This window comes from Hydrogenophaga intermedia, from assembly GCF_000723405.1.
Lineage (GTDB): Bacteria > Pseudomonadota > Gammaproteobacteria > Burkholderiales > Burkholderiaceae_C > Hydrogenophaga > Hydrogenophaga intermedia.
The window spans coordinates 1-22071 of the sequence record NZ_CCAE010000050.1; the positions used below are offsets into that span (position 1 = coordinate 1).

Consider the following 22071-nt stretch of genomic DNA (forward strand, 5'->3'; position numbering starts at 1 on the left):
TGCGTCGGCTTCCCTTGGGGGTATGCGAGTGTTCGGGGGCCTAAGGTGACGCACCCTTATACAGCCTTTGGGAGGGCCCGAATGAACAAGTGGATGGGTATGTGGACGTTCGTGTGGCTGGTGTCCTGGTGCGTCAGTGGCCAGGCAACGCCCGTCAAGCCGTATCAGTTGTGCCACTGGCCCTGGTCGCCCAGCGGGTGGCCGCCCCGCGTCGCCGGCACTTCCCAGTTGTCGATAGAGACCAACTACCGCTATCCCTCCTCAGCAAGCCATCGCCAGGTGGAGGGCGCCAACAGCGGCGCCTGCGACCTGCCGGTCCATGAGGTGCTGAGTGGCGCGCGCGGGTGCGGCTCCAGCCAAGTCGATTGCGGCAGCGACCAGAACCCTGAGTCCGACGAGTGCGGGGACGGCGAAGGCCACTGGGCGGATATCCGGATCGGCCGCCGCTGGCAGTGGACGAATCAGCCGGGCATGGTGACGCCTTGGTCGGGCAATGCCGCCGTGGATATCTGGCAGAACTTCCCGATGCTGGTGGACGCGGATCGGTACAGGGTCTGGTTCTGGGACGACGGACAGCCTGCTCAGCACCTGGGCAGAACGCAGGCGTTGAGCTATTCCGGTCAGCTACCCCGCTGCTACACCATGGCCTATCTGGTGGGATTCTTCAATGGGGTGTGGAATACGCGAAGGGAGGCCTGGGCTTCTCTTGAGGTGCTAAGGCAGCAGGACTTCATTGGTCCGGATTGGCGCAGCGCGCCGATTCGCTATGAACTGTTCTACAACCAGAGCTGCAAGCGCAGCGCCGACGACGTGTGCCTGCAGGACGTGGCCGAGGTGTTCCGCCAGCGCAGCGCCGAAATGGACGGCCTGCTGTCCCGGCGCTGGGAGTACCTCTGGGAACAGGTCACCGGCCAGAACGATCAGCCAGGGTCGTTCACCCAGCGCCTGGTGGCCCGCGTGGTGCGCAGCGACAGGGCCCTGGCCAGCTGGTTCGATGGACTGGCCAACGCCACGCTGGCCAAGATCACCGCCCTGAGCACGGCCTTGGCCGATGACCCGCCCACCGCCCAGGACACGGCCGAGCACACCGCGCAATTGATGCGGGCGGGTCAGCGGGCCGAACGCGCCGTGCTGGTGGCCCATTCCCAGGGCAACCTGTTCGTCAACGCGGCCTACGACGCCTATCTGGCGCACTCGCGGCTGGCCGGCAAGGTGGTGGGCGAGGACACCGGCTACGTCGCGGCGCAGGTGGTGCACATCGCGCCCGCCTCCCCCACGCTGCGCGGCCCCTATGTGCTCGCCGACAGCGACGTCGTCATCAACGGCCTGCGGCGGGTCGACGGCACCTATCTGCCGGTGTCCAACGTGAGCCTGCCGGTGAACAGCCAGGACCGTTCGGGCCACAAGCTGCTCGCCACCTACCTGGACGAGGCGGGCCCCGTGCGCGCCCAGATCCGCCAGTTCGTCACGAAGGCGCTCGATGCACTCTGATCACCCACAACACAAGGAAGCACCCATGTTCACATCGACTGTCCGCTTCACTCGACATCTCGTCCTCGTGATCCTCGCCTTGTTGGCGAGCGCTTGCGGCGGTGGCAAATCGCCGTCCGCCTCCGCACCTGCGTCCACCGAACCCGCGACGCGGCCAGCCGAGCCCAGCATGAAGGACCAACTCGACGCACTGGAGAAGCAGGGCGTTCTGCCGGAACTCGACCGCTCCACTGACGTCGCTGGACCGGATGCCGATGGCAACGGCATTCGCGACGACATCGATGCCTACATCGCCGCGCTGCCTGTGAGCGACGAAGTCAAGAAAGCGGTCCGGCAAAGGGCGCGTGTGCAGCAGAGATCACTGCTGATCGACCTCAAGGATCGCGTCTCTCTGCTGGCACTGTCCGATGCCAGTATGGCGTCCACCGCGTGCATGTCCAGCACCATACTGAAGGATGTGCCATCCGAGTTGCAGTACAAGATCCTCCGTGATGGGCATGCGATCGCTCTCAAGATCGAAGCCATCACCGCCAACACCCCCGAGCGCGCCGAGCGCTACATGGCCTATATGGGTGCCTTGCACGGCACCACCACGACCTACCCCACGGGCAAGGTTTGCGAAGATGAATAGGGCTTTGGCATTGACGCTGTTGGCCGTGGTGCTCGCCGCCTGCGGTGGTGGCAAGCCAGCGTCATCACAAATGGCTCAACAGGCGGCATCTCAGCCTGCTCAGACATCTGCGCCCAGCATGAAGGGCCAACTGGAGGCATTGGAGCAACAGGGCGTTCTGCCCGAACTTGATCGTTCCACCGATATTGCCGGGCCAGATGTCGATGGCAACGGCATTCGCGATGACATCGATGTCTACATCACTGCGCTGCCTATGAGCGAACTGGTCAAGAGGGCGGCTCGGCAAGTGGCCCGCGTGCAACAGAAGGCACTGCTGATCAATCTCAAGGATCAACCAGCGCTCTTGAGACTGGCCGACGCCGAAGCGGCTTCCACCGCCTGCATGTCCAGCACCATCTTGAACGGGGTGTCGCCTGAGTTGACGTCCAGGATGCTGAGAGAGGGGCACGCCATCACCTTCAAGATCGAAGCCATTACTGCCAACACCCCCGAACGCGCGGAGCGCTACCTGGCCTACATGGGTGCCCTGCACGGCACCACCACGACCTACCCCACGGGCAAGGTCTGCGACGAGGAGTAGTCCCTCAGTACGTGTACACCCCGCGCCCCGTCTTGCGCCCCAGCCAGCCCGCGGCCACCATTTCCTTGAGCAGCGGGGCGGGCCGGTATTTGCTGTCGTTGTATTCCTCGACGTAGACGTTCATCACTGCAAGGCACACGTCCAGGCCGATCATGTCGGCCAGCGCGAGCGGGCCGATGGGCTGGTTGGTGCCCAGCTTCATGCCGGCGTCGATGTCTTCGGGCGTGGCCAGGCCTTCGGCCAGCACGAAGAAGGCCTCGTTGATCATGGGCACGAGAATGCGGTTGACCACGAAGCCCGGCGCGTTCTTCACGGTGATGGGCGTCTTGCCCAGGGCCTCGGCCAGGGCCTTCACGGTGGCGTGCGTGGCGTCGCTGGTCTGCAGGCCGCGGATGATTTCCACCAGCGCCATCATGGGCACGGGGTTGAAGAAATGCATGCCGATGAAGCGGTCGGCGCGCTTCGTGGCGGCGGCCAGCTTGGTGATGCTGATCGAACTGGTGTTGGTGGCGACGATGACCTCGGGCGCGAGCAGCGCGTCGAGCTGCTGCAGGATCTTGATCTTCAGCGGCTCATTCTCGGTGGCGGCTTCGATCACGAGTTGCGCGCCCTTGAGGTCGTCGTAGTTGGTGCTGGCCTTGATGAGCGACAGCGCCTGCGCCTTGGCCTCGGCCGTCATCTTCTCTTTCTTGATCAGCCGGTCCAGGCTGCCGGCGATGGTGGCCAGGCCCTTGTCGAGCGCCGCCTGGGCGATGTCGACCATGACGACGCGGATGCCGCTGGTGGCGCAGGCCTGGGCGATGCCATTGCCCATGGTGCCCGAGCCGATGATGCCGACCGTCTGGATGCTGTTGCTGCTCATGCGAAAACCTCGTCGAGAAGGGTGTGGGAAGGGAATGGGATGAGGGGAAACCCGCGTGGTGCGGGCGTATCGGGGTGTCTGCGCTAGGCGCGCCTGCCTACACCGCGAAGGAGGTGCCTGCTACCTTGGCCGACGATTGTCGCGTACCCATCCGGGTGCCGGCGGCAATGCAGGAGACAGCATGTACGACGTGATCATCGTGGGCGGCGGATCGGCCGGTTGCGTTCTGGCCGGCCGCCTGAGCGAGGACCCGGCCCTGCGCGTGGCGCTCATCGAGGCCGGCCCGCCCGACCGCAGCGTGCTCATCCACTGCCCCGCCGGGCTGGCCGTGCTGGCGAAGAACGGCCAGGCCAACTGGTGTTACGAGACCGTGCCGCAGCCTGGCCTGAACGGGCGGCGCGGCTACCAGCCGCGCGGCAAGGTGCTGGGCGGCTCCAGCTCGGTCAACGCCATGATCTACGCGCGCGGCCACCCCAGCGACTACGACGCCTGGGCCGCCGAGGGCAACCCGGGCTGGGCCTGGGCCGACGTGCTGCCCCTGTTCAAACGCACCGAACACAACGAGCGCGGCGCCGACGCCTTCCACGGCACCGGCGGGCCGCTCAACGTGCGCGACCTCACCAGCCCCAACCCCTTCGTGCCGCACTTCATCCAGGCGGCGCGCGAGGCGGGCTACCCGATCAACGCCGACTTCAACGGCGCCGAGCTGGAAGGCATCGGCCACTACCAGGTCACGCACAGGAACGGCGAGCGCTTCAGCGCCGCCAAGGCCTACCTCACGCCGCACCTGGGGCGGCTCAACCTCACGGTCATCACCGACGCGCTGGTCTGCCGTGTGGTGATGGACGAGGAAGCGGGCGAGCCACCGCGCGCCGTGGCGGTGGAGTACCGAGCCAACGGCGGGCGCGGCCCGCTGCAGCTGTTGCGCTGCAAAGAGGGGAGCGGCGAGGTGGTGCTCAGCGCGGGCGCGTTCGGTTCGCCGCAACTGCTCATGCTCTCGGGCATCGGGCCCGTCGATCACCTTGGCGAGCACGGCATCCGCGTGGTGCGGCACCTGCCGGGCGTGGGCGCCAACCTGCACGACCACGTGGACGTGGTGCAGGTGGTCAACGCGCCGCGCGCGACGGAGCTGTTCGGTCTGTCGTTCAGGGGCGCGTGGGCGGCGCTGCGCGGCATTGCCGAATGGCGGCGTGCGCGCACCGGCATGCTGACCACCAACTTCGCGGAGGCGGGCGGCTTCATCCGCAGCGCGCCCGACGAGGCCATTCCCGACCTGCAGTTGCACTTCGTCATCGGCAAGCTGGTGGACCACGGGCGCAAGACCGTGTTCGGCCACGGCTATTCCTGCCACGTGTGCCTGCTGCGGCCCAAGAGCCGCGGCACCCTGCGCCTGGCCAGCCGCGATCCGCAGGTGATGCCGCTGATCGACCCCGCCTTCCTGCAGGACCCGGACGACGCCGCGCGCCTGGTGCGCGGCTTCCAGCTGATGCGGCAACTGCTGGGCCAGCCCGCGCTCGCGCGCTTCGGCGGTGTCGAGTCGCGCGCCTCGGCCGACGCGCGCAGCGACGCGCAGATCGAGCAGTTCGTGCGAAACCACGCCGACACCATCTACCACCCTGTGGGCACCTGCCGCATGGGGCCAGATGAAGGCGCCGTGGTGGACCACGAACTGCGCGTGCACGGCGTGCAGGGTCTGCGCGTGGTGGACGCCTCGGTGATGCCACGCGTGGTCAGCGGCAACACCAACGCCCCCGTGATCATGATCGCCGAGAAGGCGGCAAGCTTGATCAGGGCGCGCGCGTCGGGGGCTGCTTGCGCATGAGGGTCGACTTGCCGAACAGGCTCTCGATGAGGTCGACCGCCACCTCCGCCGTCCGGTTGCGCACATCCAGTGCCGGGTTGAGCTCCATGACGTCCAGCGAGGCCAGCCGGCCCGTGTCCGCGATCATCTCCATGCAGAGCTGCGCCTCGCGGTAGGTGGGGCCGCCACGCACCGTGGTGCCCACGCCGGGCGCGACCTCGGGGTCCAGGAAGTCGACGTCGAAGCTCACGTGCAGGTGGGTGTCGGCGTCCACGCCAGCCAGGGCCTGCTCCATGGTGTGGCGCATGCCCATCTCGTCGATGTAGCGCATGTCGAACACCTCCAGCCCGTGCTCGTGCACCAGGCGCTTCTCGCCCGCGTCCACGCTGCGGATGCCGATCTGGCGGATCTGCGCCGGTTGCACGGCCGGCACGTGGCCACCGATGCCCGTGAGCTCCGGCGGCCCCAGGCCGCAGAGCAGCGCCACGGGCATGCCGTGCAGGTTGCCACTGGGCGTGAGCGCGGCGGTGTTGAAGTCGGCGTGCGCGTCCAGCCACAGCACCCGCAACTTTTTGTGTCTTTCGCGGCAATGGGTTGCCACGGCGCTGATGGAGCCCAGGCCCAGGCTGTGGTCGCCACCCAGTACCAGGGGCAGGTGGCCCGCGCGAAGTTCGGCGAGCACGGCCTGGTGCAGGCCGAGGTTCCAGGCACGCACCTCGTCGATGTGCCGATAGCCGTCGTGGGGGGGCTGCCAGGGGTTGGGTGGCCCGGCGAGGTTGCCGAGGTCGGTCACGGACAGGCCTTGTGCTTCGAGCACGGCGGCGAGGCCTGCCACACGCAGTGCCTCGGGGCCCATGGAGGCGCCGCGCGCGCCGGCGCCGATGTCGGTGGGCACGCCGATGAGGCGGATGGAGGTGTTCATGGGCGCATTCTCGGCGCGACTTTTACGAATCGCTACCGCCTCCGGGCCTGGCAGGGGCACTCAGGGGCCGGATACTGCCGCCATCCCCATGTTTTCTTCCGGCCCCGCGTTCGTGCGGGCCTTGGTGCTGCCTCATGTCCCATCGTTTGCTCCTGCTCTCTTCCCTGGTTCTTGCACTGGCCGCCTGTGGTGGCGGGGGCGGTGGTGGTGGTTCCGATGGTGGAAGCGGTGCCCCGTCCACGCCCGTGCCGCCCTCCGGCGTCACGCCGTTGCCGCCGGGTGCCGGCCCCGGCCTGGGCGCCGCCTGCGCCAGTCCAGCGGGGCGTGTGCTCGAGGTGGGTCCTGGCAAGACGTATGCCTCACCCGCTGCTGCTGCCGGCGCCGCGCGCGCTGGCGACATCATCCGCATCAGCGCGGGCGACTACCGCGGCTCGGCGGCCGTGGCGCAGTGGACGGCGAGCGACCTCACGATCTGCGGTGTGGGCGGCCACGCCCGCCTGTACGCCGACGGCCAGAACGCGCGCGGCAAGGGCATCTGGGTCATCGGTGGCGCCAACGTCACCATCGATGGCGTGTCCTTCCACAACGCCACCGTGCCCGACCAGAACGGCGCCGGCATTCGCGCCGAACACACCAGCGGCACGCTGCGCATCGTCAACAGCGGCTTCTACGACAACGAAAACGGCCTGCTGTCGACCGCCGGCAACGGCAGCATCGACATCAGCTACTCGGAGTTCGCCGGCAATGGGCGCGGTGACGGCTACACCCACAACCTCTACGTCGGCCAGATCGATCGCCTGGTGGTTCGCGCCAGCTTCTTCCGTCAGGCCCGCATCGGGCACAACCTCAAGAGCCGAGCGCGAGAAAGCCTGATCGAGAACAGCTACTTCATGGACGGCCCCAGCGGCACCGCCAGCTACCAGACCGACTTCCCCAACGGTGGCCAGGTCGTGCTGCGCGGCAACTTCCTGCAGAAGGGCCCGAATGCCGACAACGCCTACCTCGTCGCCTACGGCTTCGAGGGCTACTCCAACCCCGCTCGCTCGCTGCACCTGGTGCACAACACCCTGGTGAGCACGCGCACGGGCGGCGGCTACCTCTACGTGGCCAGCGGTGCCAGCAGCGTGAGCCTCACGGCCAACCTGTTCGCCGGCACCGCCAGCCCCGCGCTCATCACGGGTGGTTTCGCCAGCGGCAACGTGAGCCAGAGCCAGAACGTCTTCGACGTGGCGGCCAACATCCCGGGCGCCACCAACGTGAGTGCCCCGAACTTCTGGCCCAACAGCGCCCTGCAGGCCCGCATCGGCCTGTCGGGCGTGCCCGACGCCGCCTATGTGAACGACACACCGCGTCCCTTCGTGCTGCGCGCCATCGGCGGCGGTGGCCGCGTAGCCGGGGCGCTGCAGTCCGCGCCCTGAGCGCGGGCCGGGTACCCCATCGGGTGTCCGGTGTGGCGCACTCCTAGACTCGCGGCCCCGCCCGACGGGGCACCCCTCCGGAGTCCGCCATGTTGTCCTCTCTGAAGCGCGCCCTGCCGGGCGCCGGCCTGTTGTTCGCGTGCACTGTGGCCATGGCACAGGCCACCCTGGCGCCGCCGCCAGCCCAGGCGATTGCCACGGTGGTGAAGGTCTCGCCCCTACCCTGGTTCGACCGCATGGCCCAGGGCGTGCGGGCCTTCGAGCAATCCACCGAGGGCGTGCGCGCCCATCAGTACGGCCCGGCGCGCGCCGAGCCCGCCCTGCAGGTGGCGTTGCTGGAAGATCTGTTGCGCGAGCAGCCGCCGCAGGCCCTGGCCCTCGTGCCCACCGACCCCGCCGCTGTGGAAGCGGTGGCGCGCCGCGCCATGGCCAAAGGCATCGTGGTCGTCACGCACGAGGCCGACAACCTGGTCAACACGCAGGCCGACCTCGAGGCCTTCGACAACGAGGCCTTCGGCGCCGCACTCAATCAGCGCCTCGTCGCCTGCATGGGCGGGCAGGGACAGTGGACCAGCTTCGTGGGCACGCGCGGCAGCCGCACCCACCGGCGCTGGATCGATGGCGCCGCCGCCAACGCCGCCAAGTACACGCGCATGGAGCTGATCGAACCGCTGAACGAATCCAACGACGACGCCGAGCAGGCGTACCAGCGCGCGCGCGAACTGCTCCAGCGCCACCCCGATCTGCGCGGCTTCCAGGGCACGGCCTCCAGCGACGTGATCGGCATCGGCCGCGCCGTGCTGGAAGCCGGCCGCGCGGGCAAGGTCTGCGTCGTGGGCACGGGCCTGCCGCGGCGCAGCCGGGTGCTGCTGGAGGCGGGCGCCATCCAGGCCATCGGCTTCTGGGACCCGCGCGACGCTGGCCTGGCGCTGAACCGCCTCGCGCACCGCCTGCTGCAAGGGCAGGCCCTCGAGGACGGCATGGACCTGGGTGTGCCGGGCTACCGGAAGATGCGCGTGCGCCCGGGTGCGGGGCGCGGCGTGGTCGTCACGGGTGACGCGGCCGTCGTCGTGGACCGCGAGGGCGCGCGCGCTTACGACTTCTGATCAGCCCTTGCGCACCACGCGCAGCGCCGACGGCCGCACCACCACCTGCACCGAGCGCGCCAGGCCCAGCCATTCGCCGTCGGCCGCCAGCGGCAGGTCGCCGCGGGCCAGGATCAGCAGGGCCTCGAAGGCCTGAGTGCGGATGCGCGGGTGACCCAGGTGGCGGCCGTGCAGCAGGCGCGGCAGCATCAGCAGCGCGCCGCCGCGCGTGAAGGGCCCCGCCAGCAGCAGGTTGAGCAGGCCGTCGTGGGTGCGCGCGCCCGGCGTGGCCGGCATGCCGCCGCCGAAGGTGGGCGTGTTCAGGCTGGCGGCGAACAGGGCGGGGCCGCTGTGCAGGTGCTCCCCGTCCACGGTGATGTCCAGCGTCCAGGTGCGCAAGGCCGCGAGCTCGCGCAGCGTGGCCCACAGGTAGCGCGGCAGGCCGCGCAGGCGGGCCGGGCCGTCGAGCGCGCGGCGCGCCACGGCGGCGTCGAAGCCCGCGCTCAGGCTGGAGATGAAATGGCTCTCGTGCGCGCGGCCCTGGTCGTCGTGCCAGATGGCCAGGCCCAGGTCGATGAAGCCGGCGGGGGCGTTGAGCGCGTGCGACAACCAGGCCAGCGGCGCCTCGTCCAGGCCGAGCGCGCGCGCCACGTCGTTGCCACTGCCCAGAGGCACCAGACCCAGCTCGTGGTCGCGCTCGATGAGCGCGGGCAGCCAGCGGTGCAGGGTGCCGTCGCCGCCCACGGCGACCACGCGGCTGCCGCGGGGCAGGGCGTGCAGCAGCGCGAGCGCGGCCTCGGCGCTGTCGGGCACGTGCAGGGCCACGTCGGCGGGCAGGGCGTTGCGCAGCGCGGGCAGCAGCGCAGTGGCCCGGCCCGCGCGGGCGCTGGGGTTGAAGAGAACGGCGCGCACGGGGCGGCGCCGCTCACATGTTGCGCCGGTACTGGCCGCCCACCTCGAACAGCGCGCTGGTGATCTGGCCCAGCGAGCAGCAGCGCACCGCGTCCATCAACACCTCGAAAACGTTGCCGTTCTCGATGACGGTGCGCTTGAGGCGCTCGAGCATCGCGGGTGATTCGCCCGCGTGGCGCGCATGGAAGTCCTGCAGGCGCTTCAGCTGACACTGCTTTTCCTCGTCGGTGGAGCGCGCCAGCTCCAGCGACTGCGGGATCGGGTCGCCGTGCGGGTTGCGGAAAGTGTTCACGCCGATGATGGGCAGCTCGCCGGTGTGCTTGAGCATCTCGTAGTGCATCGACTCGTCCTGGATGCGGCCGCGCTGGTAGCCGGTTTCCATGGCGCCCAACACGCCGCCGCGCTCGGCGATGCGCTCGAACTCGGCCAGCACGGCTTCCTCCACCAGTTCGGTCAACTCCTCGATGATGAAGCTGCCTTGGCTGGGGTTCTCGTTCTTCGCCAGGCCCCACTCGCGGTTGATGATGAGCTGGATCGCCATCGCACGGCGCACCGAGTCTTCCGTCGGGGTGGTGATGGCCTCGTCGAAGGCGTTCGTGTGCAGGCTGTTGCAGTTGTCGTAGATCGCGATCAGTGCCTGCAGCGTGGTTCGGATGTCGTTGAACTGGATTTCCTGCGCGTGCAGGCTGCGCCCGCTGGTCTGCACGTGGTACTTGAGCTTCTGGCTGCGCTCGTTGGCGCCGTACTTCTCGCGCATGGCCACGGCCCAGATGCGCCGCGCCACGCGGCCCATCACGGTGTACTCCGGGTCCATGCCGTTGCTGAAGAAGAAGCTCAGGTTGGGCGCGAAGTCGTCGATGTGCATGCCGCGCGCCAGGTAGGCCTCCACGAAGGTGAAGCCGTTCGAGAGCGTGAAGGCGAGCTGGCTGATGGGGTTGGCACCGGCCTCGGCGATGTGGTATCCGCTGATGGACACCGAGTAGAAGTTGCGCACGTCGTGGTGCACGAAGTAGCTGGCGATATCGCCCATTACCTTCAGGCTGAACTCGGTGCTGAAGATGCAGGTGTTCTGGCCCTGGTCCTCTTTCAGGATGTCGGCCTGCACCGTGCCGCGCACGTTGGCCAGCACCCATTCGCGGATCTTGGCGGCCTCGGTATCGGTGGGCTCGCGGCCGTTGTCGGCCTTGAACTTCTCCAGGTTCTGGTCGATGGCCGTGTTCATGAACATGGCCAGGATGCTGGGCGCGGGCCCGTTGATGGTCATGGACACGGAGGTGGCCGGGTGGCACAGGTCGAAGCCGCCGTAGAGCACCTTCATGTCGTCCAGCGTGGCGATGGACACGCCCGAGTTGCCCACCTTGCCGTAGATGTCGGGCCGAGGGTCGGGGTCGTTGCCGTAGAGCGTGACCGAATCGAACGCGGTGGACAGGCGCTTGGCCGGCATGCCCTCGGAGAGCAGCTTGAAGCGGCGGTTGGTGCGGAAGGGGTCGCCCTCGCCGGCGAACATGCGGGTCGGGTCTTCGCCCTCGCGCTTGAAGGCGAAGGTGCCGGCGGTGTAGGGGAAGCTGCCGGGCACGTTCTCCAGCATCAGCCACTTGAGCAGCTCACCGTGGTCTTCGTAGGGCGGCAGCGCGACCTTGCGGATGACCGTGCCTGACAGGCTTTTCGTGGTGAGCTGAGTGCGAATCTCCTTGTCGCGGATCTTCACCACGTACTCGTCGCCCGAGTAGGCCTTCTGCATGTCGGGCCACTGCGCCAGCAGCTTGCGCGCGCCCGGGTCCTGGTCGAGCTCGCGCACCTGGGCGAGGTCGATCACGGCCTCGGCGGCGCGCGAGCGCTCGGGCTTGTCGACACGCAGCATCTCGGCGCTGGCACGCAGCTGCTGGATCTCGCGCGCCAGGCGTGCCTGCTGCTGCACGCCCTGCTTGTAGCTGCGCACGGTGTCGGAAATTTCGGCCAGGTAGCGCGTGCGCGCGGGCGGCACGATGGGCGTCTGGTTGGTGCTGTGGCGCACGCTCACCACGGGCAGCACGCCCTCGCCCAGCGTCAGGCCCAGCTCGCCCAGGCGGGGCTTGAGCGCCTGGTACAGCGCAGTCACACCGTCGTCGTTGAAGCGCGCGGCCATGGTGCCGAACACCGGCATCTCATCGGGGCGCTTGCCCCAGGCCTCCTTGTTGCGCTGCACCTGCTTGGCCACGTCGCGCAGCGCGTCGGCCGCGCCCTTGCGGTCGAACTTGTTGATGGCGACGAACTCGGCGAAGTCCAGCATGTCGATTTTCTCGAGCTGACTGGCGGCGCCGAACTCGGGCGTCATCACGTACAGGGGCACGTCCACGTGCGGCACGATGGCCGCGTCGCCCTGGCCGATGCCCGAGGTCTCCACGATGATCAGGTCGAAGCCCGTGGCCTTGCAGGCGGCGATCACGTCGGGCAGGGCCGCGCTGATCTCGCTGCCGAAGTCGCGCGTGGCCAGGCTGCGCATGAAGACGCGCAAGCCTTTTTGCCAGGGCGCGATGGCGTTCATGCGGATGCGGTCACCCAGCAGTGCGCCGCCGCTCTTGCGGCGCGACGGGTCGATGCTGATGACGGCCACGCGTGCGCTGTCGCCCTGGTCCAGGCGCAGGCGGCGGATGAGTTCGTCGGTGAGCGAGGACTTGCCCGCGCCACCGGTGCCCGTGATGCCCAGTACGGGCACCTTCACTTGCGCGGCCGCATCGCGCACGGCCTGCACGAGCCCTGCGTCGGCCTGGCCGTTCTCGATCACCGTGATGAGCTGGGCCAGCGCGCGCCAGTGGGCCTCGCCCTGGCCCCGGATGGCCTTCAAGGCCGTGGGTGCGTGCGGCGACAGGTCCTGGTCGCATCGCATGACCATCTCGCCGATCATGCCCTGCAGGCCCATGCGCTGGCCGTCCTCGGGGCTGTAGATGCGCGTCACGCCGTAGGCCTGCAGTTCCTGGATTTCGCTCGGCACGATCACGCCGCCACCGCCGCCGAACACGCGGATGTGCTCACCGCCGCGCTGCTTGAGCAGGTCGACCATGTACATGAAGTACTCGACGTGCCCGCCCTGGTAGCTGCTGATCGCGATGCCCTGCACGTCTTCCTGCAGGGCGGCTGTCACCACCTCGTCCACGCTGCGGTTGTGGCCCAGGTGGATCACCTCGGCGCCCATGCCTTGCAGGATGCGGCGCATGATGTTGATGGCCGCGTCGTGGCCATCGAACAGGCTGGCGGCGGTGACGAAGCGCACCTTGTGTTTCGGGCGGTACTGGGTCAGGGCCTGGTAGTCGGCGCTCAGCTGGGTCATGGGGTGTCTCTCTCGGGTGGAATCATTCGACGCGCAGGTTCTTCAGCGCGGGGTCGTCGGGCGGGAAGCGCAGCTCCAGCCGCTTCAAGGTGTCGCGCACGATGGTGGCGACCATCAGGTTGCGGTGGGTCTTGCTGTTGGCGGGCACCACGGTCCAGGGCGCCCAGGGCGTGCTGGTGGCCTCCAGCAGGTCCTGGTAGGCCTTTTGATACGCAGGCCATTGCTTGCGCACTTCCAGGTCGCCCAGGCTGAACTTCCAGTGCTTGTCCGGGTCGTCGATGCGGTCCTGCAGGCGCTGGCGCTGTTCATCGAAGCCGATGTGCAGCATGAACTTCAGGATGACGGTGCCGGTCTCGGCCAGCAGGCGCTCGAAGTCGTTGATGTGTGCGTAGCGCTGCTGTGTTTGCGCCTTGTCGATCCAGCCATTGACCACGGGCACCAGCACGTCCTCGTAGTGACTGCGGTTGAAGACCACGATCTCGCCGTTGCCCGGCATGGCCTGGTGGATGCGCCAGAGGTAGTCGTGCGCGCGTTCGGGTTCGGTGGGCGCCTTCCAGCCCACGGTGCGCACACCCAGCGGGCTGGTGCGGCCGAACACGCCGCGCACGGTGCCGTCCTTGCCCGCGGTGTCGGTGCCCTGCAGCACCACCAGGAGCTTGTATCGGCCATCGGGGTGGAACACGTTCTGCAGGGCGTCGATCTCGCCGGCGAGACGTTCCACCGCCTCCTTGTCGGCGGCCTTGTCGCCGCCGGAGAACGGCTTGTCGCCCGGGTCCAGCGCACCGAGCGACACCTTCGGGTTGGCCGCATCGGGGTCGATCTGCCAGTCGCGCCAGCGGGCGCCCTTGGGCGCGCGCAGCACCGACGCGTCGAAGGGCAGGCGGGCTTCGCGGGAGTTGGGCATGGCGGGGCTTGGTGGAAGGCGCGACGGATACCCTAACCGGGCACCGCTGAATTGACGTTAACGTAAACGTCAATGGTAGCGGCAAACCATGAAAAAGGGGCGCCGAAGCGCCCCCGTGCGGGATGAGCGGTGATCAGTTGTAGAGCACCGAAGGCAGCCACAGGCCGATCCCGGGGAAGAGGTACAGCAGCACGATGGCGATGATCTGGATGCCCATGAAAGGAATCATGCCGGCGAAGATCTGATTCAGCGTCACGTGCTTCGGCGCCACGCCCTTCAGGTAGAACGCGCTCATGGCCACGGGCGGGCTCAGGAAGGCGGTCTGCAGGTTCAGCGCCACCAGCAGGCCGAAGAACAGCGGGTCGACGCCGAAGTTGTCCAGCAGCGGGATGAAGATCGGCATGAAGATCACGATGATCTCGGTCCACTCCAGCGGCCAGCCCAGGATGAAGATGATGATCTGCGACAGGATCAGGAACTCCGTCTTGGACAGGTTCATGCCCAGCACCCACTGCTCCACCAGTTCCTGGCCGCCCAGCAGCGCGAACGCGGCCGAGAAGATGGCCGAGCCCACGAACAGCCAGCACACCATGGCGCTGGTCTTGGCGGTGAGGAACACGCTGTCCTTGACGACGGAGAAAGTGAGTTGCCGGTAGGCCGCGGCCAGCAGGAAGCCGCCGAAGGCGCCCACGGCCGCCGCCTCGGTGGGCGTGGCCAGGCCGAACACGATGGAGCCGAGAACCGCCAGGATGAGCACCATCAGCGGGAAGAAGCTGGAGAGCAGCATCTTGAAGATCTCGACCCGGGCGTAGCTGAACAGCGCGTAGAACACCGCGAGCGCGAGGGCGCCCACGGCCACGCCGATCCAGTAGCCGGCACCCGCGCCGCCCGGCGCCGTGTCGGCATCCGATGCGCCATCGCCCGGGCTGGCGGGCGAGCCCGATGGCTCGGCGAGGCCATTCGCGGGTTCGGGTTCGGCTTCGCCCAGGGCCTCGGGCTGGTCCCCGGACGGCGGTTCGGCCAGGCCCGCCTCGCCCTCGTCGCCGGGGGGCTCGCTCAGGCCGCTGTCGGGTTCGGCCAAGCCTTGCCCCTCACCCCCTGGAGGCTCGGCCAGACCTGTACCGGCGTCCTGCGAAGGGCCGCCCAGGCCCAGCGGCACCAATCCGGCCGGCACGTCGGCCGCCACCGGCTTGGCGCTGGGGTAGCTGAGCACCGCGACGGCCACGAACAGCGCGGCCGGCAGCAGCACCACGCCGAGCTGGCGCAGCAGGTAGCCGGTAGAGACGCCCTGGTTGTTGCGCCCCTTGAGCGCCGACAGCAGGCCGAGCAGTGCCGATTTGCCGGCGGTGGCGCCGATCTTCAGCAGCGGTTCGGGCAGCGGTACCTGCCGTTGCTCGGCCGACAGGGGCGGTGCCCAGGCCGGCTTGAGCTTGGCCAGGATGATCACGTACACGATGTACAGGCCAGCCAGCATCAGGCCGGGGAAGAAGGCGCCCGCGTACAGCTTCACCACGGAGACGCCGGCGGTGGCGCCGTAGACGATCAGCAGCACCGAGGGCGGGATCAGGATGCCCAAGCAGCCACCCGCGGTGATGGAGCCCGCGGCCAGGCGCGTGTCGTAGCCGCCCTTGAGCATCTGCGGCAGTGCCAGCAGGCCCATGAGCGTGACCACCGCGCCGACGATACCGGTGGCCGTGGCGAACACCGCGCACGTGACCAGCGTGGCCACCGCCAGCGAACCCGGCACCCGCGCGAGCGACAGGTGCAGGCTGCGGAACAGCTTTTCGATCAGGTTCGCGCGCTCGACCAGGTAGCCCATGAACACGAACAGCGGGATCGCGATCAGCACGTCGCTGGCCATCACCGAGAACGCGCGCTGCACCATCAGGTCCAGCGTCTGCGTGATCGCTCCGCGCGCGGTCTGGTCGCCCGAGTGGTAGGCGAAGAAGGTGAAGATCATCCCCATGCCCATCAGCGTGAAGGCGGTAGGGAAGCCCAGCATGATGGCCACCACCACCAGCGAGAGCATGAGCAGGCCGTAGTGGCCATTGGTCATCGTGTCGACGCTGAGCACCATGCCGACCACGCCGGCCACGATGATCCCCATCAGGATGAAGCCGAACCAGAGTTCCTTGCGGATCGTCATCACTGGCCGCCTTTCTGTTGGGGGGTCAGGCTCTTGTCCAGCGCTTCGATGTCGGCGTCTTTCACGTGCACCATTTCCTTGAGTTTGTCGACGTCGACTTCCTCCACGTCTTCTTCCTTGCTGGGCCAGGCGCCCGTGCGGATGCAGATCACGCAGCGGATGATTTCCGCGATGCCCTGCAGCAGCAGGAAGGCACCGGCGATGGGCACGAAGAACTTGAACGGGTAGACCGGCAGCGGGTCGGCGTTGAAGGTCTGCTCGCGGATCGCGAGCGATTCGTTGGCGAAGGTCCAGCCCGCCCAGGTGAGCGCCACGATGCCGGGCAGGAAGAACAGGACGTAGAGCGTCAGGTCGATGGTGGCTTGCGTGCGCGGCCGGAAGAAGCCGTACAACACGTCGCCGCGCACGTGACCGTTCTTGGCCAGGGTGTAGGCGCCTGCCGTCATGAAGAGCACGCCGTACAGCATGATCTGGGCGTCGAGCACCCAGGCGTGCGGGTCGTTGAGCACGTAGCGGGAGAAGACCTCCCAACTGATCAGCAGGGTCAGGGCCACGACCGACCAGGCGCAGGCCTTGCCGAACCAGGTCGATATCGCGTCGACCGTCAAGAGTAGCTTTTGCATGAGGATTTCCGGGAAACAGAAAGGGCGCCCACAAGGGCGCCCTTTCCTGGGCTGTCAGTCGGTGATCAGCTCTTCTTCGCGCCGCGGCCGAAGTAGTGGTTGTAGGCCATCTTGAAGTCGACGGTGTAGTCGTTCTGCCACTGGCCGGCGCGCGCGGCGAAGGCCTTCTGCGAGTCGAGCACCTTCTTGAACAGCGGGTTCTCGCCCGCCTTCTTGGCGATGGTCGTGTCCCAGGCCGCGAGCTGCGCGCGCAGCACCGGATCGGGCGTCTTGTAGAACTTGACGCCGGCCTTCTTGAGCTCGATGTAGTCTTCGCTGTTGCGGTGGATGGCTTTCCAGCTCATGTCGGCACTGGCGGCCTGCACGGCGTAGTCGATGATGGCCTTGAGTTCCGCGTTGAGGCCCTTGTACTTCGCGCCGTTGAACAGGATCTCGAACTGCTCGCCGCTCTGGTGGAAGCTCTGCAGCATGCAGTTCTTGGCCACGTCGGCGAAGCCCAGCACGCGGTCGGACGAGGCGTTGTTGAACTCGGCCGCGTCGATCAGGCCACGGTCCAGCGCCGGCACGATCTCGCCGCCAGGCAGCGGGTTGACCGCGGTGCCCATGGCGGTGAACACGTCCACCGCCAGCCCCACGGTGCGGAACTTCAGGCCCTTCATGTCCTCGACCTTGGCCACCGGCTTCTTGAACCAGCCCAGCGGCTGGCAGGGCATCGGGCCGTACAGGAAGGACTGCACGTCCATGTTCAGCGACTTGTAGATCTCGTCGACGAGGTCCTTGCCGCCGCCGTAGTAGTGCCAGGCCAGCACCATGTTCGGGTCCATGCCGAAAGCCGGACCCGAGCCCCACAGCGCCAGGGCCGAGTTCTTGCCGTAGTGATAAGCGATCACGCCGTGACCGCCGTCGAGCGTGCCCTTGGCCACGGCCTCAAGCAGTTGGAAGGCCGGCACCACGGCGCCCGCGGGCAGCACCTCGATCTTGAGCTTGCCGCCGGCCATGTCGTTGACCTTCTTGGCGAAGTCGTTCGCGTACTCGTGGAAGATGTCCTTGGCGGGCCAGGTGGACTGGAAGCGAAGCGTGGTGGTCTGCGCAGTGGCGACCATGGGCACAGCCATGGCACCAGTGGCGACGGCAGCACCCTTGAGCACGCCGCGGCGGGACGTGACGGATTTCTTCTCGGACATCGGTTGTCTCCAGTGAGGGTCAGGTGGAGCGGGGATCATCCTTCCGCGAGCATGCTTACCAAGACAGGGTTTTCACCGAGCGGTGAGGACGCTGTCAGCCTCTTGTCCGCCTTCTCCACACGAGGAGAACCAGGGTTGTGGGCGCATGAATTTTTTTGAAAGCGACGCTGAAATTCTTCAGGCTTTCATCATGCGAAGTGGAGGGGCAGCCGCAACCAAACATGGCTAGCGGGGGCAGTCGAACCGATGCCCCGATCTGGTGCTGTTGCAATGCAGCAGGCCCAGCGCGGCGTCCGGGGGCAGTAACGAGACGGAAAACCAGCCACAAAGTGTTGCTGAAAAGGGGCGCTCATCCGACCACTGGTCGGTTTTGCAGCCTCAAATATGAGTCGAAAGCGTCATACCCCCTGTCAATCCTGACAGGGTTTGTGCGATCCGTCACACATTCCTTTTTTCAATGGAGCCCTCGGGCCTTTTAAAGGCTTTCTAAAGGAACTCCATGACTACGTTGGGAATGCTCGAACTTGCGGCGCCGAAGGACCCGCCGCTCAACCCCGCCCTGCGCGCCCGCATCCAGCGCGACTTCGCGCCGCGATGGGAAGGGCACTGGGGAGGCAAGTTCGTGTTGCACGGCAGCCAACCCGGTCCCAATGCGGTGCGCCTGGACGGCAACGACTACCTGAGCGTGACTGGCCATCCCGACATCGTCTCGGCCCAGGTGGCGGCCCTCACCCGCAACACCGAGTTCGTGGTGCAGTCGGGTGTGTTCCTGCTGGCGCAGCACCCCTCGCGCGCGTTCGAGCTGGAAATGGCCAACTGGGTCGGAAAGGAAGACGCGCTCGTCTGCCAGTCGGGCTACTCCGCCAACGTGGGCCTGCTGCAGGCCATCGCCAACGCCGACACCCCGGTCTACATCGACACCATGGCCCACACTTCGCTGTGGGAGGGAGCGCACGCCGCGCGCGCGCCGGCGTCGCCGTTCCGCCACAACGACCCCGACCACCTGGACCGCGTGCTGGCCAAGAAGGGCCCGGGCGTGGTGGTGGTGGACTCGGTCTACAGCACCACGGGCGCCCTGTGCCCGCTGCGCGAGATGGTCGAGGTGGTTGAAAAGCACGGCGCCATGATCCTGGTGGACGAATCCCACTCGCTGGGCACGCACGGCCCGCGCGGCGCCGGCCTGTGCGCCGAGCTGGGCCTCACCGACCGGGTGCACTTCATCACCGCCAGCCTGGCCAAGGCCATGGCCGGGCGCGCCGGCTTCTTCACCATGCCGGCCAGCATGCGCTACTACGTGCTGAGCTCGAGCTTCCCCAACATCTTCAGCTCCTGCCTGCTGCCGCACGAGGTGGCCGGCCTGCGCGCCACCGTGGGCGTGTTGCAGCGCGCCGACGCCCAGCGCGAGCGGCTGATGGCCATCACGAGGCGCCTGCGCGCGAGCATCAGCGACATGGGCTACCCCATTCACCAGGGCACCGAGCAGATCATTGCCCTTGAGGCGGGTACCGAGCCCGAGACCATGCGCCTGCGTGACGAACTGGAGGCGCGCGGTGTGTTCGGCGCGATCTTCTGCGCGCCAGCGACCAGCCGCAACCGCGCCATGGTGCGCCTGACGCTGAGTGCCGCGCTCACCGAGGCCGAGATCGAGCACATCGAGGCCGTGCTGCGCGAGGTGGCGCCCATCGTGCAGCCGTGGGAGTGGCCGATAGCGCGCCGCGCCCGCGCGGGCGCGGCCGACTGAACACGCCCGCGATCCGCCGCCGGGCCGCCCCAAGGCGGATCAACCCCCTCGGGGGGGCAGCGACCCGCGCAGCGGCGGAGCGTGGGGGGGCCTAGCTGTCCTGCACCATCCGGTGGTTCTCGGACTGCAGGAAGTTGCGGTAGGGATAGATCGGTTGGGGCAGCTCAGCGGGCTCGAGCTGGAACGGCGCGGCCATGAGAAGGCCATCTTCACCGATGGCGATGGCCGGGGCCGTGCGCACCCTGCCGGACAGGCCCAGGTGCTGGTGCAACTCCACGGCGGCCAGCCGCTGGCCGGATCGGATGGATTGCACCACGTCCATGCCCAGCGCGGCCGAGGCCGCAAGGTCGGCCAGGTCCGGCAGGCTGGAAGTGGGCTCCAGTTGCAACCAGTGAACCTGGCCGGCCATGTCCAGGCCCACCAGGCCGAAGGGCTCGCCGATGACCACGTACTCCACCCAGTGGTGGTGCGTGTAGTCCCGCAGCCACTGCGCCACCGACGGGATCTGCAGCAGCGAGAGCTGATTGGGCCGCAGCACGCCGCGCCACAGGGTGTTCAGCCGCGGGTGCGGCGCCTGGGCCAGGCGCCGCAGCACGCCCAGCAGGTGACGAGTGATGTCGGTGGCCTGCTTGGGCACGAACTGGTCGATCAGGCCGTTGTTGAAGGCCTGGATAGCGATCTGTTCGTCGGCCTGGCCGGTCAGCAGCACGCGCGCGCCCGGCCAGTCGAGCAAGGTGTTGAGGACAGTGAGCCCGTCGGTGCCGGGCATGGCGTAGTCGACCACGCAGACCTGGGCCAGGTGGTAGCGCTCGGGGCGGCTGGCCCAGTAGCGCAGCACCTGCGGAATGAGGGCCTGGCCCTGGCGCCAGCGGTCGATCATCTGCAGTTGCAGCGCGGCGTCGGCCTCCCAGTGGGCCGGCTCGGACTGCATGCGCGCCAGAAAGCCCGCTGGCCGGGAGTAGAGCTCCACCTGCGTCTGGGCGGGCACCACCATGCCCAGCATGTCGAGGTAGTCCGGGTCGTCGTCCAGGAACAGAACGCCCCCTGGCCGCTGGAAGAGGGAAAGTGTCAGAGCCATTGGGATTGCGCGGTGGCGGCGGGCCGCACGGGCGCCGTGGTGGTCAAGGGCAGATCGATCATGAAGACAGCGCCCAGCCCGGGTTCGGAGTGCACGCTGATGCGGCCGTGCGCCCCCTCGACCACGTTCTTGCAGAACGTGAGGCCCAGTCCGTTGCCGGCGCCGGCTTGCGAGGAGTAGAAGGGTTCGAAGATGCGGTTCTGCAGTTCGTGCGAGATGCCGACGCCGTCGTCGGACACCGCGATACGACCCTTGCCGTGGTGGATCCCCACGTCGACCCGCAGGTCGCCGGGCTGCGGCGCGTGACTGGCCGCGGCCAGGGCGTGCAGGGCATTCTTGAGCAGGTTGATGACGACCTGGGCGAACAGCGAGCGCGAGCCCATGAAGCAGAAGTCCTGCTGCACCTGCACGCGCACGCAGTCGCGTTCGCGCGAGCTGCGGTAGGGGTAGCTGGCCACCACCTCCTGCACCAGTTCGGCCGCCTGGATGGCGCTGTGTTCGCGCGGCAGGCGCAGCAACTGGGCGTTAGAGATCTGGGTGTCGATCTGGCGGTTCATGCTGCGCACGAGATTCTGCAAGCGCGTGGCCAGTTCCTCGAACTTCTTGCGCTTGGCATCGCTCACGTCGTGCTGCGACAGGTTGCGCAGCACGTCGCCCATGAGATTCACCGTGGCCAGCGGTGTGCGCAGCTCGTGCGCCATCACGCCCATGGTGGACAACGTATTGAGCAGCCGCGCGCGGCGCAGGTTGGCGCTGGAGATGCCCAGCATGAGGCCCATGGTCCAGGCGAAGGCGATGACCACGACGTTGGCCAGGGGTTGGTCGGGTCCGACCGGCGTGGCGCCCATCAGGTGCGAGGTGTACAGGCCCGCCGCGCCGCCCGTGAGCAGTCCCAGCGTGGCCAGGCGCCAGTCGGTGGCGTGGTAGTAGATGAGGACCATGGCCGCCACGCTACCCAGCCAGGCCTGGTTGCCGCCGTTCATGGCGTACATCCAGCTGAAGAACCAGGGCAACTGGATCCAGGTGGCCAGGCTGAACAGGCGCCCGCTCATGGCCGAGGTCGGGTCGCGGCGCAGGCCGGGCATCAGGTAGATGAGCGCCAGGAAGGCCATGATGAGGCGGGCGGCCAGGTTCTCGTACGGCTGGGGCACGGCATGCGCCCAGATCCAGTAGATCAGCAGGTGCCCGCTGAACGTGAAGAAGCCGATCCACACCAGCCGGCGGGGCGATGGGTGCAAAATGGGCTCCAGCGGCGTGTGCACGACTTCGTCGAGCAGCCACTGCCGCCACCTTGCCCACCCGCTTTTCCACTGCAACCGGTTCAGCCGCAATATGCTCTCCTGTCCTGACTGGACGCTCACGGATGCCATGCACGACGCCCGAGTT

The 22071-nt window shown here is 67.8% G+C and carries 17 protein-coding genes; 7 read left to right on the forward strand and 10 right to left on the reverse strand.

Annotated features, from left to right (window positions below; all coding sequences use genetic code 11):
• The first annotated feature begins 81 nt into the window (after window positions 1-81).
• Genes BN948_RS26760 through BN948_RS25845 form a run of 3 tightly spaced genes read left to right on the forward strand, consistent with a single transcriptional unit; the run spans window position 82 to window position 2702 of the window.
• Complete coding sequence (locus tag BN948_RS26760) at window positions 82-1491, forward strand: hypothetical protein (RefSeq protein WP_009517069.1); 1410 nt, start codon at window positions 82-84, stop codon at window positions 1489-1491.
• A gap of 25 nt (window positions 1492-1516) precedes the next feature.
• Window positions 1517-2122, forward strand: a complete 606-nt coding sequence (locus BN948_RS25840; RefSeq protein WP_009517070.1) for a hypothetical protein — start codon at window positions 1517-1519, stop codon at window positions 2120-2122.
• A gap of 4 nt (window positions 2123-2126) precedes the next feature.
• Complete coding sequence (locus BN948_RS25845) at window positions 2127-2702, forward strand: hypothetical protein (RefSeq protein ID WP_138819835.1); 576 nt, start codon at window positions 2127-2129, stop codon at window positions 2700-2702.
• Between the two features lie 4 nt (window positions 2703-2706).
• Here the strand turns inward: BN948_RS25845 and BN948_RS20565 are convergent, their stop codons facing one another.
• Window positions 2707-3564 carry a 3-hydroxybutyryl-CoA dehydrogenase gene (locus BN948_RS20565; protein ID WP_009517072.1) on the reverse strand — a complete coding sequence of 286 codons (858 nt, stop codon included), beginning with the start codon at window positions 3562-3564 and terminating at the stop codon, window positions 2707-2709.
• A gap of 181 nt (window positions 3565-3745) precedes the next feature.
• Here BN948_RS20565 and BN948_RS20570 point away from each other — a divergent pair, with 181 nt between their 5' ends.
• Window positions 3746-5386, forward strand: coding sequence for a GMC family oxidoreductase (locus BN948_RS20570; RefSeq protein WP_009517073.1), 1641 nt, complete (start codon window positions 3746-3748; stop codon window positions 5384-5386).
• Here BN948_RS20570 and rocF read toward each other — a convergent pair.
• Entirely contained in the window at window positions 5352-6287 is a 936-nt protein-coding gene (rocF, locus tag BN948_RS20575) for an arginase (RefSeq protein WP_009517074.1), read from the reverse strand. The genes BN948_RS20570 and rocF overlap by 35 nt on opposite strands.
• 134 nt (window positions 6288-6421) lie before the next feature.
• Here rocF and BN948_RS20580 point away from each other — a divergent pair, with 134 nt between their 5' ends.
• Together BN948_RS20580 and BN948_RS20585 are read left to right on the forward strand one after the other, a co-directional pair.
• Window positions 6422-7705 carry a right-handed parallel beta-helix repeat-containing protein gene (locus BN948_RS20580; protein WP_009517075.1) on the forward strand — a complete coding sequence of 428 codons (1284 nt, stop codon included), beginning with the start codon at window positions 6422-6424 and terminating at the stop codon, window positions 7703-7705.
• Window positions 7706-7794: 89 nt separating this feature from the next.
• The gene (locus BN948_RS20585; protein ID WP_009517076.1) at window positions 7795-8811 is read left to right on the forward strand and encodes a substrate-binding domain-containing protein; all 1017 of its coding nucleotides are present in this window, start codon (window positions 7795-7797) and stop codon (window positions 8809-8811) included.
• On the opposite strand, the gene BN948_RS20590 is transcribed toward BN948_RS20585, so the two are convergent.
• From BN948_RS20590 to BN948_RS20615, 6 genes are all read right to left on the reverse strand, one after another.
• Window positions 8812-9702 carry a diacylglycerol/lipid kinase family protein gene (locus BN948_RS20590; protein ID WP_009517077.1) on the reverse strand — a complete coding sequence of 297 codons (891 nt, stop codon included), beginning with the start codon at window positions 9700-9702 and terminating at the stop codon, window positions 8812-8814.
• Window positions 9703-9715: 13 nt separating this feature from the next.
• Window positions 9716-13009: a fused isobutyryl-CoA mutase/GTPase IcmF gene (gene icmF, locus BN948_RS20595; RefSeq protein WP_009517078.1), complete on the reverse strand. Its 3294-nt coding sequence runs from the start codon at window positions 13007-13009 to the stop codon at window positions 9716-9718.
• 22 nt (window positions 13010-13031) lie between these two features.
• A complete protein-coding gene (locus tag BN948_RS20600; protein WP_009517079.1) occupies window positions 13032-13913 on the reverse strand; it encodes a PPK2 family polyphosphate kinase in 882 nt (293 codons plus the stop codon).
• Window positions 13914-14046: 133 nt separating this feature from the next.
• A complete protein-coding gene (locus tag BN948_RS20605) occupies window positions 14047-16059 on the reverse strand; it encodes a TRAP transporter large permease subunit (protein ID WP_009517080.1) in 2013 nt (670 codons plus the stop codon).
• Entirely contained in the window at window positions 16059-16682 is a 624-nt protein-coding gene (locus tag BN948_RS20610; RefSeq protein ID WP_009517081.1) for a TRAP transporter small permease subunit, read from the reverse strand. The genes BN948_RS20605 and BN948_RS20610 overlap by 1 nt, the downstream gene beginning before the upstream one ends.
• Window positions 16683-16747: 65 nt before the next feature.
• Window positions 16748-17866, reverse strand: a complete 1119-nt coding sequence (locus tag BN948_RS20615; protein ID WP_009517082.1) for a TRAP transporter substrate-binding protein — start codon at window positions 17864-17866, stop codon at window positions 16748-16750.
• Between the two features lie 499 nt (window positions 17867-18365).
• Between BN948_RS20615 and cqsA the strand changes: the two genes are divergently transcribed.
• Entirely contained in the window at window positions 18366-19607 is a 1242-nt protein-coding gene (cqsA, locus tag BN948_RS20620; protein WP_009517083.1) for an alpha-hydroxyketone-type quorum-sensing autoinducer synthase, read from the forward strand.
• Window positions 19608-19698: 91 nt separating this feature from the next.
• Here cqsA and BN948_RS20625 read toward each other — a convergent pair whose 3' ends face one another.
• Together BN948_RS20625 and BN948_RS20630 are read right to left on the reverse strand one after the other, a co-directional pair.
• Window positions 19699-20685 (reverse strand): response regulator, encoded by a 987-nt coding sequence (locus tag BN948_RS20625; RefSeq protein ID WP_009517084.1) that lies wholly within the window; start codon window positions 20683-20685, stop codon window positions 19699-19701.
• Window positions 20676-21923: a sensor histidine kinase gene (locus BN948_RS20630; RefSeq protein WP_236953871.1), complete on the reverse strand. Its 1248-nt coding sequence runs from the start codon at window positions 21921-21923 to the stop codon at window positions 20676-20678. Before BN948_RS20630 ends, BN948_RS20625 begins: the two co-directional genes overlap by 10 nt.
• Window positions 21924-22071 lie beyond the last annotated feature (148 nt).